We start from the raw sequence: 15,344 nt of genomic DNA on the forward strand, positions 1-15,344 counted from the left end.
CATTTTTCTTCACAATCCATATACCTCACACATACCCATGAAAACGCTACGTCAAGTTATGTACGCTCTGCTGCTGTTCACGGCAGCAGTAAGCTGTAAAAAGGAAGAAGCAGGACCTGAACCCATCAGCCTTCAACTGCTTACCGCCACGGTAACGCCCGATGATGCCAATGCGCAATGCACAAAAGCCACCGACCGAGGCTTTGAAAATGCGCTGACGTACACGAGTAACGTGGATATACGGAAATACTATGCCGAGATTTCGGTAGACTGGGTAGCTTCCAACGGGGTGAAAGGCAGCTTTATCGCAGGTACCAGTAAACCAACTACTGCGGACAGAATTTTTCAACATAGCTGTTTTGCATTCGGTACCGCCACCTGGTTTGAGCAGCGTTTTACGGTTCGCCTGTATGCCCTCAGCGCCTTGGGCACCAAGACCGGCTCCGTACTGGCGGAGAGTAATACCATCGGGCCGGTCCGGGTAGAGGCTCCCAGGCCAGTAGTGCCAACTATTAGTATTTCCAGGGTGACACCTACGTTGAAGAAGCTAAATAATCCGGAGTGTTTCGATGGCGGCAGTGAGTATGAGTATTCGATTGAGTATGCCACCAATGCTCCGCTGGATTTTTATTATGTAGAGATAACGCAGGATGGAAATTTTTCGCCCAGTGGCAGTGCGTTTCGCTTTGATCAGCAGGCACGGGGGGTAGAGAATAGTCTGGTGCGGGTTTTGGGTGGGTCCTGCACGAAGTTTGATGCTGATGCTGCTATGAACATTTATTTTACGCTTAAGCTCTACGCAAAGGATAATGCCGGCAACAAAACAGGCAACCCAATCTCTACCAGCAACCGGTATGGTCCGGTAGTGGTTGGAAAGCCCGCCGGTGGTGCCCGCATCGGTGCAGACGGATCGGCGGCCGGTGAAACCGGACCCTCCTCCGTCCTGCCTAAATGGTAAAATAAATATACAAGCCTTACGGGAGACCTGCCCAATGGGTAAGCTTTCCGGTAAGGCTTGCTGGTTAAACACCCTACTGGCCGGCCCGCATGACCCAGCCGGTCTGGCCATTTTGCGACCGCACCAGCTGGTAATCGTCTACCACGCCCAGCACTTCCACCGCTGTGCCGCCGGGTAGTGTCTCCACGATGGCTGCCTGCGGGGTGGCCGCTTCCAGTAAATTGGTAGGGGCCGCTATGGGAAGCCGCCGGAGTGGTTTATCGACCGGCTCAATCACGGTGCTGGATACGTAGCCGGTCAGATCGCCGGGCAGTTCAATTCGGAGCCATTCGGCGGTACCCCCCAGGATGGTAAAGGCAAACGACCGGGGCAGTTCCAGCAAGGCAGGCGCATCGGGCTTGGGTGATTGCCGCACAATAGCGCGGGTTACCGACACGCGGGCCGAATCGCCCAGACGGCTCTCGGCCAGCAGCGGCTGCCGGGCCGGGCCGGAGCCGAGTCGCACAAAGGGCAGGGGGTCTACGGCTCCTTCGCTAAACTGGTACACGCCAAAATGCAGATGTGGGGCTGTATTGCGGGCGTTGCCGGTGTTGCCCACAGTGCCAATGGTATCGCCCACCGACACCTGTTGCCCCTCACGGACCAACTGCTTGTCGAGGTGTGCGTAATACAACCGGAGGTTACGTTTCAGGTCCGACAGCCAGACTACATTGCCGCCCAGCCGGTTTGCACCTACTCCCGAAATAATACCGTCTACCGAAGCTACCAGCGGAGTGCCACGCGGGGCAAAAATGTCTACACCCTCATGCGTACGCCGGCCTCCGTCGCGTGGTGCTCCAAAATAGCTGCTGATGCTGCGGCTGTCGCGGCCCTGCACCGGAAAGCTCAAAACCGGTTCGCGGGTGATCGAGATGGTGTAGCTACCCCCCCGCAGTAACTCCGGCTGAATACGGATGAGGTGTGGGCCAGACCGGCGGGTTTCCCAGACAAGCCGGTTCGTATCGGCTTTAGCCGAAATGATCCGGTCCGGGTCGCGGCCACTCAGGTCAAACACGTCAATGAATACCTGAGCGTTTTTCATGCCCTGAATATCTACCTGAATAAAAAAACGGTCGCCCCGTTTAGAGTTTAGCCGATAGCCTACAGCAAAAGGCTTACTGGCCGAAAAGTAGCCGGTTTCCCGGTAGGGTACTGAGATCCGAACAGAATCGCGCAAGGCCCGGTCAGCGGCTGCCAGCCAATCGGCACCCAGGGCGGTCTGGTCCAGTTTGGCGTCTTTCAGGGATCGCTCATACTGTTCGTGTGGTGAGCTGGACCGGAACAGGGTGTTGGGTCCGAGGCTTTTGCAGGCATTGAACCAGACCAGGATAGCTATAGCAAGAAACGGTTTCCAAAACCGGGGTAGAAGCCTACGTTTACACATATATTCTGTCAATAAACCAGCCAGGTAGTAAATGTTCATACAGGCGTTGAGCCTCTCTGTCTTAACGGACAGCAAAAGGAAGATGTTTGCTCCCTCGCCGGAAAGGGCCGCAAAGGTCTTTTCGGCAATAAATGAAAAGGAAGGCTGGTTAGCGGGAGAAAGACAATACGTTATGGAAAGCAGAGCAAAACTCTTAAGGCATCCGGCCCACCAACTTCTGATTGTATTTCCGCTCGGCCTGTGGGCCACAGCCGTAATCTTTGATGGTATCTCTGGTTGCCCGGCCGTGGAAGGAGTTAAGAATTAAGCGTGATGAGTTAAGAATTAGAACGAGGTCGCCTAGGTGGGGCCGTCTTAATTCTTAACTCATCACGCTTAATTCTTAACTCTTGACGGCTTTCTTGTTGACTTTCTCCGTGGCGATCTTGGTCAGCTTTTCATCGGTAGCCTTTTCTTCGTTCAGCGTTTTTTCAAGCAGGTCGGCAATCTTCTGCTGACCGGCCGTCTGGGCTAAGCTGCAAACGGTCCCGTAGCCGGCAATCTCGTAATGCTCCACTTTCTGGGCGGCCCCAATCAGCAGAGCGTCCATAACCTCGTTGGGAAAGTCCTCGCCCATGAGCTTCTCGGCTTCTTCGAGCAGTCCCTGCATGCCCATGCAGAGTTCGCCTTCCGGTTCGCAGCCCAGCATCTGGCAGGCTTTTTCCAGACGCTCGCGCTGCTTTTCAGTCTGCTTCAGGTGTGATTCAAAGGCTTTCCGCAAGGTGGCGTTGCCGGCCCGCTGCGCCATCAGGGGCAGGGCTTCAATAATCTGCGATTCGGCCGAGTACAAGTCCTGCAACTCGTGTTCCAAGGCTTCCTGAATAGTTTTCATACCGTATTATGATGGTTTATAGTTAAGGCGACAAACGCCCGAATGTCAACTCATCATACAATACTATTGTTTGCCTATGGATTTAATTGTTACTCTAACTGGTTAGGCATTCTGTTTTTCTTTTGAACGACAGCGTTTGTATCTTACCGCCTGCCTATGCCACCTATGAGAGCAAACGTCTGTTTACTACTTGTGCTGCTGACGGTGTTGGGGTGCAATCGCTCGCCACAGGTGCTGGCTTTTGACAACCAGACCACCGATACCCTGCTGGTAACGGTGCGGTTTATCCGGCCTCATTTTTACAACGGCGAAGAAAACGCCCGGCTGCTGCGCCGGGTAACGCCCAATCCAACGGAGTTTGCTCCGGGCGTCAAACAAAGTTTACCACCGGGCCGCTATGCATTTGAGGTTGTGCCGCATCATTATCTCTTTCTGGGCAAAGCACGGGGCAAAAATGATACCTTTATCTTCAACGAAATCACCGTCCGTCAAGGCGACTTTACCATCACCTACGATCTCCCCAGACTAAAGGTCCATTTTTTTAAGCGGAAAAATGGGTTTACGTTTTATTATCGGTGATGGTGTAGACCGGAATGCAATCGCTTCGGCGACCCGGTCCGGTTTACTTCCGCTTCGTCATATAATACACCGGAACGCCCAGCCCGGCAATGAGCAGCCCCATACCGGTATTGAAGGTTTTTTCGACCAGCAGGATTGCGCAGATCAGCAGGCCGGCGACGATGTAGAACAAAGGCAGCACCGGATAGCCAAAAGCCTTGTAGGGCCGTTCGGCATCGGGCTCTTTCCGGCGAAGCAGGAAGATTCCGCCAATGGTGACGATATAAAACACCAGCGAGGTAAAGGTGCAATAATCGAGCAGGTCGCCGTAGGTGCCCGACAGACACAGCACCGACGCCCACGCACACTGGAGCCACAAGGCTTTGGCCGGGACCGAATGCTGGTTCAGTTGGGATGCCCGCTTCAGAAACAGCCCATCTTTTGCCATGGCGTAGTACAGCCGGGCACCCGCCAGAATGAGGCCGTTGTTGCAGCCGAAGGTCGAAATCATAATCAGCACCGCCATGATACTGACCGCCACATTGCCGAAGATCAGCGACGAAGCTGCCGTAGCCACCCGGTCGTATTCGGCAAACTGCATACCCCGGCCCATTACATCCGTAGCCGACGGAGAACCCTGTAGGGGCAGGAGCGACAGGTAGGCGATATTGGCCAGCACATAAATCACGGTAACGATAAGCGTACCGAAGAACAGGCTAAGCGGAATGTTTTTGCGGGGTTCCTTGATCTCGCCCGCAATGAAGGTAACGTTGTTCCAGGCATCGGCGGAGAACAGCGACCCAATCATGGATACGCCAATAGCCATAACCAGCGCCATACCCGCCAGGGGTACCACAGAGCCATCGGCCGTTACCCGGTTAGCCTCCCAGGCATTGGTCAGGTTGACGCCCAGCATACCCGTGCCCGCTCCAACAACCAGGCCAACCACGATCAGGCCCAGCAGCGAAATCAGTTTGGCGGAGGTAAACAGGTTCTGAATGAACTTACCGCTTTGCACCCCCCGGCTATTGAGCCACGTCAGCAACACCAGGCTGCTGATGGCAAACAACGATGCCGCCGACACTTTAAGGGGGCCAACGGCAAACAGGACGTTCTCAGGATTGAGCGCCGGAATAAACACGGCCGTGTATTTGGTAAACGCCACGGCTACGGCGGCAATGGTGCCGGTCTGGATTACCGTAAAGACCGTCCAGCCATACACAAAGCCCAGCAGCGAATTATACGCCCGCTGAATATAAATGTACTGCCCGCCTGCTTTAGGCATCATACCCGCCAGTTCGCCGTAGCTCAGCGCAGCCGTCACGGTAATGATGCCGGTGAGCACCCAGACGAACAGCAGCCAGCCGGATGAGCCGAGGTTACGCGACATATCGGCGCTGACAATAAAAATACCGGAGCCAATCATGGACCCGGAGACGAGCAGGGTGGAATCAATAAGGCCTAGTGACCGCTTGAGTTCAGTTTTTTCTTCGGTTAAGACGTTTTCAGGCATACAGTGAATGGGGTCGAATACCGCAAGATACTCCTAGTAAAACGGATTTGCAATCCGTTCAGCCCCGTACCACGGATTTACAATCCGTTTTACTCAATCGTCACTTCATCTACCAGCAGCCAGGCATCCTGGTTTGGTTTGGCAAAGTCGGCTGGGGTTTTGCCGGGGTTCAGGGCCGTAACGCGGACGTACCGGGTCGTTACCGGCATGAAGCGGGTTTCCAGCCGGACAACCGACTTCTGCCCGCGCTGCTTGTAGTCGACGGGCAGCGTGTGTATGGTCCGGAAGGTCTGCCCATCGTCAGAAACGGCTACCTCCAGCGCTTTGGGCAGCAGCATATTGTCGAAGGTACTTTTGCCGAAGCCAACCATTACCCGGCTGACTTCCGTCGGCTGGTTCAGGTCAAATGTTGCGCTAAAGTCCTGCGCTTTAAAGCCTGCCATCGTTCCGAAATCGCGGGCGTAGCCAATTTTGCCGTCGGTCAGGGCATTGCCACCGCCACCGGTGTACCTGGTCGGTTGATTGGCTAGCTGGTATGGCTTACCGGTTACTTTCGAGACCAGAAACTCCTTGCGGTAGGGGTGGCCCTGCTGCGGGTACTGTTTTTCCGGAAGGGCAACGGCTCGTAACACCGTTGTCTTGTCCAGCGTGAAAGGCCCATCGTACTTTTTCGCAGAAGCTCCCGCTTCGGAGCCGTCGGTGGTGTAGCGAATCTCAGATACCGGAACTTTGGTGTTCAGCGTCACTTCCAGTTGGCCGTTGGGCAGTGGTTTGGTGGTGGCCGTCACCTCATACAGGGCCGGGGCATAGTTGACGCCCAGGTATTTCAGCCGGGCAAAATGGGTCTGAATCCGGCGGCTGAAATCGGTCCAGTTCTTCTGCTCCTTGGGCGTCCAGACCACCTCCGCCAGGGCGGCTGCACGGGGCCAGACCATATACTCGACATACTCCGGCGTGCGCATGTATTCGGTCCAGACATTGGCCTGCGCTCCCAGGATGTATTTGGCCTGCTGCGCGTTAAGTTCGGCCGGTGTTGGCTCGTAGGAATAGGTTTCGTCCAGGGGCGTGTAGCCGCCGATGGCGATGGGTTCCTGCGCCGGGTCGGCCTGGTAATGGTCGAGGTATACGAAGTTGCCGGGTGTCATCACCACATCATGATTCTGTTTAGCCGCTTCAATACCGCCTTTGATCCCCCGCCAGGACATTACAGTGGCATTAGGCGACAGCCCGCCTTCCAGAATTTCGTCCCAGCCAATCATTTTCCGGCCCTTCGACGTGATGAATTTATCGACCCGGGTGATGAAATAGCTTTGTAGTTCGTGCTCGTTCTTCAGCTTTAGTTGCTTAATGAGGTTCTGGGCAAACGGGCTTTTCCGCCAGGACGCCTTAGGGGCTTCGTCGCCCCCGATGTGAATGTACTGGCTGGGGAATAAGGCCATTACCTCCGTCAGAATGTCTTCCAGGAAGGTGAAGGTTTTCTCATACGGGCAGTAAATGTCCTCAAATATCCCCCATTTGGTAGCAGTCTCATACGGGCCACCGGAGCAGCCGTATTCCGGATAGGCCTTCAGGGCAGCCAGTGAGTGGCCGGGCAATTCAATCTCCGGAATCACGTTAACATATTTCGACTGCGCATACCGGACTACTTCGCGTATTTCGTCCTGGGTATAAAATCCGCCGTAAGGCTTTTTATCGTACACCTGCGGGTCATAGTCATAATACTGCCCGATCAGGGTTTCGTTGCGCATGGAGCCTACCTGGGTCAGCTTCGGGTATTTTTTGATCTCGATGCGCCAGCCCTGGTCTTCGGTCAGGTGCCAGTGAAACTGGTTCATCTTGTGCATGGCAATCAGGTCGATGTACTTTTTGATGAACGCCACCGGAAACATATGTCGGCCCACATCCAGGTGCAGACCGCGGTACACGTAGCGGGGCTGGTCTTCGATCCGGCAGGCCGGCATCGACCAGTTGACGGTCTGGCTCACCCGCTGGGGGCTGAACACTTCCGGCGGCAGCAGTTGGTACAGGGATTGGACGGCGTAGAAGAAACCTTTTGGTTTGTAAGCTTCGACCTGCACCAGATTCGGCTGAATATCCAGACGATAACCTTCGTCGCCCAATTGAGTATTAGTAGAGGGTATAAATGAAATCAGGTTGCCGGGCAAAGCCATTTTGTTGGTATTGCGCAGGGTCACGCCCAAACCGCCGGCGGTGTTGAGCCGGCTGACAAAGGTCTCGGCAATGGTTTTCAGTTCAGCATTGGCAAATGGTACCATCACCGTGGTGGTGCGGCTGACCACAAAGTTACCCTGGCGGGGTTCCAGTTTGGCCGGTCGGGGAATAATCGGGTAGCGGTCTTCCGAACGGGTATCAGATGCCTGATTTTCCGGTTGGCTGTACCCGCAATTCAGTAAACTAACGCAGAGTAAAAGACAACAAATGATTCGCTTCATAGGGGATAAGGCCGGTTAAGTTGTTTTGCCAAAAGTACAGGATTTTTGTAGACTATTAGAGAACGTACATGATACGCACCCCGTTTCTCCTTTTTTTTATCTTTTTTTCCAGTGGGCTTTTCGCCCAGACACAGACCCATCATTACGCCATCGAAATAGCCGGTGTGAAGGTAGGCACTATGACCGCCACCCGGCAGCAGCAGGGCGAGCAGGTTTTGTACTCAACCGTCAGTGATGTGAAGGTTAACTTGCTGGTTTACAATGTAAAAATCTATTATAAGACCGATTGCCGGTTTCAGGACGGGCAGTTGATGGTATCGACCGTTGAGGCCCGGACCAACCGGGGGAACTTCTTCTCCAAAACCGAGTGGAAGGGCGATCATTATGACATTGTCGCCGACCAGTACAAGTACAAGCGGCAGACGACCCAAAAAGAAAAGATTGACTTTTCCGTTACGACCTTGTACTTTAGCGAACCTGTTCACCGCAACAAAGTATTTGCCGAGTATTTCGGGGACTACTTCAACGTTACAAAAACTTCGCAGGGGAGATACCGGACCGTCTTTGACGACCGGGAAGATGAGTATATCTATCAGCAGGGAGTCCTTACCCGAATCATTAAGAAAAACGCGGTGAAAAATTTTGTAATACGGTTGCTGGATTAAGGCTGACGTAGCGATTACGTGACTATGATCCGTTGCCCCGGCAAAAGCAGCCGAAGCTTGCCGAATCCCTCGTTGGAGCGGGTTCCTGAATGCGTAACCATCCGTAGCTTGTAACTTATGAGGAAGCTGCTAGCGATAGCGGCCACCACAGTAACTCTGTGGGGGGCCGGCGTAGCCACATCCATTGGGCATGCCCAAACCCTGAATGTCGCTGCGTCGAGTATTCATTTCTGCGGGGAGGTATTACCCGCCCATCAGCCGGCCATTGCACAGCGCTGGATCAAAAGTTTAACCCGGCAGGCGTCTTATTCCGACGACCTTCGCGCCATGAAACGCCGGGCGGCCGTGGTGTTCCCCATCATCGAGCCGATTATTGAGAAGTATAACATCCCCGCTGATTTCAAGTATATTCCGCTCATTGAAAGTGAGTTGATCGGTAATGCGGTGTCGTCGCAGGGCGCGGCCGGTTTCTGGCAGCTGATGCCCCAAACGGCTCGTTTGCTGGGACTGCGGGTTTCCCGTAAGCACGACGACCGGATGAATCTGAAGAAGGCAACTGAAGCGGCCTGCCGGTATATCCGGTCCTTGTATCGGATCTTAGGCAACTGGACACTGGTGGCGGCCGCCTACAACAGCGGTCCCAATTTTGTGCAGCAACTGCGTCGCGAACACCCCAATCAACATCCCATTACGCTGCCGTATAAAGTACAGACGCAGGCGTATCTGTACCAGGCTGTTGCTGTTAAAGAGTTGTTCTCCCGGCCTCAGGTCTACAAAAAATACCTGAAACCCCACGCTTTGGCTGCCTTAAGCAAAGATACCGGACCCATTACCGAGAGTGAGCGGCTGGCTATTCTGGCTACCTTCGAAACAGTTGCTTTGGGGGCTGATACCGACGACGAGCAGGGGTTAGATACCAGTACATTGTCGGAAGTTGACGCCGACGCGGTTACGCTGCTGGCTTCAATGAAAGACGAACCCTTCTTTCTGCTGGATGAGAAAAAGGCCACTCCCGCGCCAGTACCAATAGTTGATGTACCGGTTGAGCGGGCACCGGCTGCCGGGAGCATCTCCGCCGTGCCGCGTCTGGAAACACGCAGCCTGAGTAATAATACACTGGCAGAAGGTCAGCTATTTATCTTCGAGGTTGTGCGTCCGGAAGCCATCAATGGTGTACAGGTGGGAGTCGGCGATCTGCTGTACGCCCAGGTGCAGTATCTGGATGCGGCATCGGGCCGGGCGTTTCTCCGCACCCAAAAGCTGGTGAAAGCGCAGACGCAGGAGACCATCAATCTGAAACTGTCGGCGGTGGAGCTGGTGCAGCAGCCGGGCGTTCGGATACCCTCGCGGGAGACGCTGGCGTCGGGCTGGCGGCTGTCGTGGGAGCCGCTCTAAGGTAGCAGGCCTGACATTTCATCTTTTAAATGAACGCCCGACAGCCGTCGGGTTTTCATTTTTTTCAACAAATAAAGCAACTTCTGAACGGTAGCGTCGTAGGGCAGTCCCTCGGGCCGGATATTGGAAATGCAGTTGCGTGATTCGTCGGTGAGGCCGGGCTTTGGCTGGTAGGTCAGGTAGGCTCCCATACTGTCGGGGGAGGTCAGGCCGGGCCGTTCGCCGATCAGCACCACCACCATTTCGGCGTTTAGTGCATGTCCGATCTCATCGGCAATAGCTACCCGCCCCTGTTCAACTACGCAAAGCGGAGCTACCATCCAGTGCAACTGCTTACATGCCTCCAGCAGTTTCGATACCACCGGCACCGCATGGCGGTTGATGGCGGTGGCCGATAAACCATCGGCAATGACGATGCACAAGTCGGATGGGGTGGGGGATAGGGTTACCAGGGTCTCCCGGCTCCGGCTGTCGAGCCGCCGGCCGAAGTCGGGGCGTTGCAGGTACTGACGCCGGTCAGCCGCCTGGCTGTGCAGCGAAAGCACCTGCGGGTAAACTTGCCTTACTTGTTCAACTAACGCGAGCGTGTCTAATTCAGAGTAGACTGCATCCCGGGCGCGGGCATGATCTAATTGAAAATCCAGTAATACGTTTGTTGGCAAACTATGGCCTGTTCGCCCCTGCGCGATACGGGCGGGGGTGAATGATCGGAGAAATGACCAGGTATCGGAGGAGACAGATACGTCGTTCATGCAAGGGTTACGCTACCTCGTTTAATTCCCGGAACGTAAGCACTGTGTTTTTGCGCGGGGCTTCCAGATCAGATTCCACAACGGGAATTACTTCAACGGTATTTCCCTGAGCATCAAAGATTTCCAGAATGTATCCGACTTCTTGCCCGGTTATCTCCACCCGCTCAACAACAATGCCTGAATCCCCTTTTTTCAAATGATATTCAGGAAAGTCTCTCGCTAAGACAACTCTTGTATACAGCTCAAATTTCATGACTTTTCAGGGTATAGAAAAGTAACAAAACGCCAATTGGCATTCTCGTCGGTCACCATCCAGATGGTAACTGTACCGAAGTTACGCAATTTGCCTACTACTTTGTATAACGATCCACCAAATGGAGTTGATCGTGAGGAAATTGGCTCATCATTTTCTGCTATCTTTCGTATGTCCTGCTCCAACTCCTGCCAGTTCTCCAGTGTGTAGCCTAATTTCTTTAGAAACACTGATTTATCGTTTTCAGCCTTCCAGATTAATAGGTATTTGGTAATTTTTTCAGGATCAATGATAATGGTTCTGGAGCTACTCATAAACTAAACGCTGATTCCAGCAGGCGGTGCCCTGCTTTCACGGGTTTCAATTGCAGGTGCTCATCCATTAGCTCCATTTGCAGCAACCACTGTTCAAACTCCGGAGCGGGCCGTAAACCCAACTGCCGGCGCAGGTACAGGGCATCGTGAAACGAGGTGCTTTGGTAGTGCAGCATGATGTCGTCGGCACCGGGTACCCCCATGATGTAGGTAACGCCCGCTGTACCGAGCAGTGTCAGCAGCGTATCCATATCGTCCTGGTCGGCTTCGGCATGGTTGGTGTAGCAAATGTCGACGCCCATCGGCAGGCCCAGCAGTTTACCGCAGCAGTGGTCTTCCAGCCCCGCCCGGATGATCTGCTTGCCGTCGTAGAGGTATTCGGGGCCGATAAAACCCACCACTGAATTAACCAGTAGCGGTTCAAACGCCCGCGCCACGGCATAGGCCCGTGCCTCGCAGGTCTGCTGGTCGACGCCATGATGCGCGTTGGCGGATAAGGCACTGCCCTGCCCCGTCTCAAAATACATCGCATGCTGCCCAACCGTGCCCCGCTGTAGCGACCGTGCCGCATCGAACCCTTCGCGGAGAATTGCCAGATTGACGCCGAAGGACTGATTTACCGCTTCGGTGCCGCCGATGGACTGGAATACCAGATCGACCGGAGCGCCCTGTTCAATGGCCTGGATGGTAGTGGTGATATGGCTCAACACGCAGGATTGCGTGGGAATAGCGAACCGCTCCCGGACCTGATCGATCATATCGAGCAGTCGCACCACCGTTTGCACATGGTCGGTGGCCGGGTTGATACCGATTACTGCATCGCCGTTGCCGTAAAGCAGTCCGTCGATCATGCCGGCGGCAATGCCTTTGTAATCGTCGGTGGGGTGGTTGGGTTGCAGGCGGGTGGAGAGCCGTCCCCGCAGGCCGATGGTGTTGCGGAAGCGGGTAACCACCTCGCATTTGGCGGCAACGGTAATCAGGTCCTGCACGCGCATCAGTTTGGTTACGGCGGCTACCATCTCGGGCGTCAGACCCGCCTGCAGGTGTTGCAGCGTTTGCGTTGTCGTATGCCCGCTGAGCAGGAAGTTCCGGAAATCCCCGACAGTGAGGTGGCTGATAGGGGCGAAAGCCGCCGGGTCGTGAGTGTCCAGAATAAGCCGGGTTACTTCGTCGGTTTCGTACGGAACCACGGTTTCGTTCAGGAACGTACGCAGGGGCAGGTTGGCCAGCGCCATTTGGGCCGCCACGCGCTCTTCCGCCGTTTCGGCCGCCACGCCGGCCAGGGCATCGCCCGAACGGAAGGGTGTAGCTTTGGCCAGTAACGTCTTCAGGTCATCGAAGCGGTAAGTTGTCTGCCGGATGGTATGCTGGTAAGCCATAGCCTGATCTTTGCCCCAAAATAGCGCAATCCGCCGATAATCCCAACACCCCACGCCCCCAGCCCTATGCCAACTGCCTATTGTTTAAACTCCACCCACCGCAGGTTCAGCCGGTTCCAGATGTTAATGCCGCCTTTGGTTTCCCGGTACACAATGAATAGCGTATGCTCGCCCGTGGTCGGCTTCAGGTCGGCGGTGTAGGTCACATACTCTTTCTGGGGCGTAACGCCGGCGGTACCGATGACCGGCCCATCGGGCGCGTCCAGGCGGAGCTCAATCTGACCGGTCAGCTTATCGGTGTACGTTTCCAGATCGAGTTTACGGATGCCGTTGAGGTCGAGGTTGTTGAACTGAATATACGCCCCGCTTTCGTTGTAGGCCATTACTACCGGCTGACCCGGCCAGCCGGGATTCTGCTTGGCTACGGCCTTGAAGTGATCGGCGGAGGCCGCCAGTAAGCGTGGGTGGCGCAGCACAACCGTTGCCCGTGATGTCAGGGGAGCCATGCCGTTGGCTCCTTTGTCGGTGTAGCGGGCGGTCAGCAGGTAGGTGCCGGGCTCGGTGGCCGAAGCCGGTTGCCGGTTGGTCTGTACCGTACCCTGCACGGGGATGGTTGCCTGTTCCCTGCCCAGCGACAGAATGTACCTGACCATCTCACCGGCGTCGGCGGGTGACAGTTGCGGGTGCGCCGACATCACGTGTTCGCTGTCCCAGTTGCCGCCCCCGCCGGTAATAATCTTGGATGCCAGTTTGCCCACAGCCGCTTCATCGGTCCCGTACCGGCGGGCAATGGCCACGTAGCTTGGCCCTACCGATTGCTTTTCTTTGGCGTGGCAGGCCATGCAGTCGCTGCGCTCGATGAGGGTTTTTCCTTTCAGCGCGGGTTCTTCCTCGGCATTGGCGGCCAGTTGGATTTGGTCGTACCCCTGGTCGAGGTAGTCGAAGGTGACGCGGACACTGGCGGGGGCGATACCCTTGTTCAGCATTCCGTCTTCCCGGTCCTGCACCGACACCGTATACTGAAGCGGCTGGGTACCCCAGTAGAATGACCGGTTGCCGTTGAGCTGGATAGCGACTTTCGGCGGCTCGTTACCTACCTGAACGGCCAGACGTGCTTCGGAACTGTTCCCTTCCGAATCGATGACCTTGACCCGTGGCGTATGTTTACCGGGTTTGGCAAAGGTAAATGTGGCTTCGGCTCCCGTAGCCTGCGGTTTGGGGCTGTTGGTGAAATACCATTCGTAGCGCAGCTTGTCACCTTTGTCGTAATCGAACGAAGCGGCTGCCGAGAATTTCACCGTCAGCGGACTACCGCCCACGGTTTTGTCGGCCGACAGCCGGGCTACAGGTTTGCGGTTGCCCCGGTGGTATTCGATGCGTACCAGCCGGGCATCCAGGTTTTTGGCCCGCCAGTAGGTGCCGTATTCCAGCATATACAAGGCCCCGTCCGGCCCAAACGCCATGTCGACGGGTTTGTTAAATTCCGTCGACGGCATGAATGATTCGAGCCGCTGCAAATTGCCGTTGGGGTTCATGGTCACCGTAAAGATCCAGTTCCGCATCCAGTCGTAGATAAACAGTTTGTTGTCGAAGTACGACGGAAACTTCCAGGCCGAGGCCGCATAGTCTTCGGCGTGGTAGACCGGCCCGGCCATGGCGTTGCGGCCACCGGTGCCCAGCATCGGGAACTCAGGCGATTCGGTGTAGGGGTACCAGATAAAGGCGGGCTGGGCCGGCGGCAGAATCCTCAGGCCGGTATTGTTGCGGGAGCGGTTTATGGGGGCCTGTGGGTTGAACGGCTCGCCCGATTTTTTGGCGTCAAAATCGTAGTAGTAGTAGGGTTTGTTGTCGCCGACGAAATACGGCCAGCCAAAGTTACCGGCCTGCCGGGCCTGACCTATTTCGTCGTGGCCTCGCGGACCGCGCATCAGGCTGTCGGTACCGGCATCGGGTCCCACTTCACCCCAGTACAAATAACCAGTCTTCGAGTCAATAGAGATGCGGAACGGGTTACGGTGGCCCATGGTATAGATCTCCGGCCGGGTATTCGACGTATTTTTTGGGAACAGGTTACCGGCTGGGATGGTATAACTGCCGTCAGGTTCCGCAACGTCCGTTGTGGGATGAATGCGGATGATCTTACCCCGCAAGTCGTTGGTGTTGGCCGAGGATTTCTGGGCATCGAAGCGGATGCGGCCCGGCCGGTCGTCGGAAGGGCTGTAGCCGTCGGACTCAAAGGGATTGGTGTTATCGCCGGTCGACAGGTACAGATTACCCTGCTTATCAAACGCCAGCGATCCGGCCGAGTGGCTGACGCCTTCGTGCAGCACCGGTATCTGAATCATCACCTTTTCGGTAGACGTCAGCAGACTATCTTCGCTGACCTCGAAGCGCGACAACTGATTCACCCACTGGCTGTTGACTTGCTGCGGATTGCTGTAATAAAGATAAACCCAGTGGTTTTTGCCGAAATTCGGGTCGAGCGCCAGACCCAGCAGCCCGTCTTCTCCCATAAACCGGACGTCGAGATCCTTAAGCTTTTTCTTCTGGCCGGTTTTCGGGTCATACCGAAAAAAGCCACCGTTTCGTTCGATAAAGTAGATGCGGCCGTCGGCAGCAATGTCCAGTTCCATCGGCTCGTTAAGGTCATTATCCAGCACCACTTTGGTAAAGCGGCTTTCATCGGGTGGCGTATCCTGAACGGGATTAATCCAGGCCGTTACAAACAGGAGGGTAATGACTACAGTTACGAATTTGCCAAACCAGGTGACCATTGTTTCTAACGACGTTTGTGGGTGATTGTGGTTTAT

13 protein-coding genes are annotated in these 15,344 nt (G+C 55.2%); 4 read left to right on the top strand and 9 right to left on the bottom strand.

The genetic code is table 11. The features are described 5' to 3' along the window. Positions 1–37: 37 nt before the first annotated feature. Positions 38–958: a hypothetical protein gene (locus ABD931_RS05925; protein ID WP_345264929.1), complete on the top strand. Its 921-nt coding sequence runs from the start codon at positions 38–40 to the stop codon at positions 956–958. Positions 959–1,031: 73 nt separating this feature from the next. Here ABD931_RS05925 and ABD931_RS05930 read toward each other — a convergent pair whose 3' ends face one another. Together ABD931_RS05930 and ABD931_RS05935 are read right to left on the bottom strand one after the other, a co-directional pair. Beyond that, on the bottom strand, positions 1,032–2,420 hold the full coding sequence (locus ABD931_RS05930; RefSeq protein ID WP_345264931.1) for a peptidoglycan DD-metalloendopeptidase family protein: 1,389 nt from the start codon (positions 2,418–2,420) through the stop codon (positions 1,032–1,034). A gap of 343 nt (positions 2,421–2,763) precedes the next feature. Further along, on the bottom strand, positions 2,764–3,252 hold the full coding sequence (locus tag ABD931_RS05935; protein WP_345264933.1) for a ferritin-like domain-containing protein: 489 nt from the start codon (positions 3,250–3,252) through the stop codon (positions 2,764–2,766). A 165-nt stretch (positions 3,253–3,417) separates the two neighbouring features. Between ABD931_RS05935 and ABD931_RS05940 the strand changes: the two genes are divergently transcribed. Beyond that, a complete protein-coding gene (locus ABD931_RS05940) occupies positions 3,418–3,831 on the top strand; it encodes a hypothetical protein (RefSeq protein WP_345264935.1) in 414 nt (137 codons plus the stop codon). 43 nt (positions 3,832–3,874) lie between these two features. Here ABD931_RS05940 and ABD931_RS05945 read toward each other — a convergent pair whose 3' ends face one another. Together ABD931_RS05945 and ABD931_RS05950 are read right to left on the bottom strand one after the other, a co-directional pair. After that, entirely contained in the window at positions 3,875–5,323 is a 1,449-nt protein-coding gene (locus ABD931_RS05945) for an APC family permease (RefSeq protein ID WP_345264937.1), read from the bottom strand. A gap of 89 nt (positions 5,324–5,412) precedes the next feature. Next, entirely contained in the window at positions 5,413–7,776 is a 2,364-nt protein-coding gene (locus tag ABD931_RS05950; RefSeq protein ID WP_345264939.1) for a glycoside hydrolase family 20 protein, read from the bottom strand. Positions 7,777–7,844: 68 nt separating this feature from the next. Between ABD931_RS05950 and ABD931_RS05955 the strand changes: the two genes are divergently transcribed. Beyond that, the gene (locus ABD931_RS05955; RefSeq protein ID WP_345264941.1) at positions 7,845–8,441 is read left to right on the top strand and encodes a DUF6134 family protein; all 597 of its coding nucleotides are present in this window, start codon (positions 7,845–7,847) and stop codon (positions 8,439–8,441) included. Positions 8,442–8,558: 117 nt separating this feature from the next. After that, positions 8,559–9,836, top strand: coding sequence for a lytic transglycosylase domain-containing protein (locus ABD931_RS05960; protein ID WP_345264943.1), 1,278 nt, complete (start codon positions 8,559–8,561; stop codon positions 9,834–9,836). Here ABD931_RS05960 and eutC read toward each other — a convergent pair. From eutC to ABD931_RS05985, 5 genes are all read right to left on the bottom strand, one after another. Continuing rightward, positions 9,833–10,588, bottom strand: coding sequence for an ethanolamine ammonia-lyase subunit EutC (eutC, locus tag ABD931_RS05965; RefSeq protein WP_345264945.1), 756 nt, complete (start codon positions 10,586–10,588; stop codon positions 9,833–9,835). The genes ABD931_RS05960 and eutC overlap by 4 nt on opposite strands. A 7-nt stretch (positions 10,589–10,595) precedes the next feature. Beyond that, positions 10,596–10,841 (bottom strand): DUF4926 domain-containing protein, encoded by a 246-nt coding sequence (locus ABD931_RS05970; RefSeq protein ID WP_345264947.1) that lies wholly within the window; start codon positions 10,839–10,841, stop codon positions 10,596–10,598. Next, on the bottom strand, positions 10,838–11,155 hold the full coding sequence (locus ABD931_RS05975; RefSeq protein ID WP_345264949.1) for a DUF6883 domain-containing protein: 318 nt from the start codon (positions 11,153–11,155) through the stop codon (positions 10,838–10,840). Before ABD931_RS05975 ends, ABD931_RS05970 begins: the two co-directional genes overlap by 4 nt. Further along, positions 11,152–12,534: an ethanolamine ammonia-lyase subunit EutB gene (locus tag ABD931_RS05980; RefSeq protein WP_345264951.1), complete on the bottom strand. Its 1,383-nt coding sequence runs from the start codon at positions 12,532–12,534 to the stop codon at positions 11,152–11,154. Before ABD931_RS05980 ends, ABD931_RS05975 begins: the two co-directional genes overlap by 4 nt. 77 nt (positions 12,535–12,611) lie before the next feature. Next, on the bottom strand, positions 12,612–15,308 hold the full coding sequence (locus ABD931_RS05985) for a PQQ-dependent sugar dehydrogenase (RefSeq protein ID WP_345264953.1): 2,697 nt from the start codon (positions 15,306–15,308) through the stop codon (positions 12,612–12,614). Positions 15,309–15,344 lie beyond the last annotated feature (36 nt).

Source organism: Nibrella viscosa (genome assembly GCF_039541875.1).
Taxonomy (GTDB): Bacteria; Bacteroidota; Bacteroidia; order Cytophagales; family Spirosomataceae; genus Nibrella; species Nibrella viscosa.

What these genes read in the sequence shown, in the direction of transcription:
- ABD931_RS05985 (WP_345264953.1), bottom strand. Translation starts at nt 15,308, where the DNA reads ATGGTCACCTGGTTTGGCAAATTCGTAACTGTAGTCATTACCCTCCTG.
- ABD931_RS05955 (WP_345264941.1), top strand. Translation starts at nt 7,845, where the DNA reads ATGATACGCACCCCGTTTCTCCTTTTTTTTATCTTTTTTTCCAGTGGG.
- ABD931_RS05925 (WP_345264929.1), top strand. Translation starts at nt 38, where the DNA reads ATGAAAACGCTACGTCAAGTTATGTACGCTCTGCTGCTGTTCACGGCA.
- ABD931_RS05940 (WP_345264935.1), top strand. Translation starts at nt 3,418, where the DNA reads ATGAGAGCAAACGTCTGTTTACTACTTGTGCTGCTGACGGTGTTGGGG.
- ABD931_RS05950 (WP_345264939.1), bottom strand. Translation starts at nt 7,776, where the DNA reads ATGAAGCGAATCATTTGTTGTCTTTTACTCTGCGTTAGTTTACTGAAT.
- eutC (WP_345264945.1), bottom strand. Translation starts at nt 10,588, where the DNA reads ATGAACGACGTATCTGTCTCCTCCGATACCTGGTCATTTCTCCGATCA.
- ABD931_RS05960 (WP_345264943.1), top strand. Translation starts at nt 8,559, where the DNA reads ATGAGGAAGCTGCTAGCGATAGCGGCCACCACAGTAACTCTGTGGGGG.
- ABD931_RS05980 (WP_345264951.1), bottom strand. Translation starts at nt 12,534, where the DNA reads ATGGCTTACCAGCATACCATCCGGCAGACAACTTACCGCTTCGATGAC.
- ABD931_RS05930 (WP_345264931.1), bottom strand. Translation starts at nt 2,420, where the DNA reads ATGAACATTTACTACCTGGCTGGTTTATTGACAGAATATATGTGTAAA.
- ABD931_RS05935 (WP_345264933.1), bottom strand. Translation starts at nt 3,252, where the DNA reads ATGAAAACTATTCAGGAAGCCTTGGAACACGAGTTGCAGGACTTGTAC.
- ABD931_RS05975 (WP_345264949.1), bottom strand. Translation starts at nt 11,155, where the DNA reads ATGAGTAGCTCCAGAACCATTATCATTGATCCTGAAAAAATTACCAAA.
- ABD931_RS05970 (WP_345264947.1), bottom strand. Translation starts at nt 10,841, where the DNA reads ATGAAATTTGAGCTGTATACAAGAGTTGTCTTAGCGAGAGACTTTCCT.
- ABD931_RS05945 (WP_345264937.1), bottom strand. Translation starts at nt 5,323, where the DNA reads ATGCCTGAAAACGTCTTAACCGAAGAAAAAACTGAACTCAAGCGGTCA.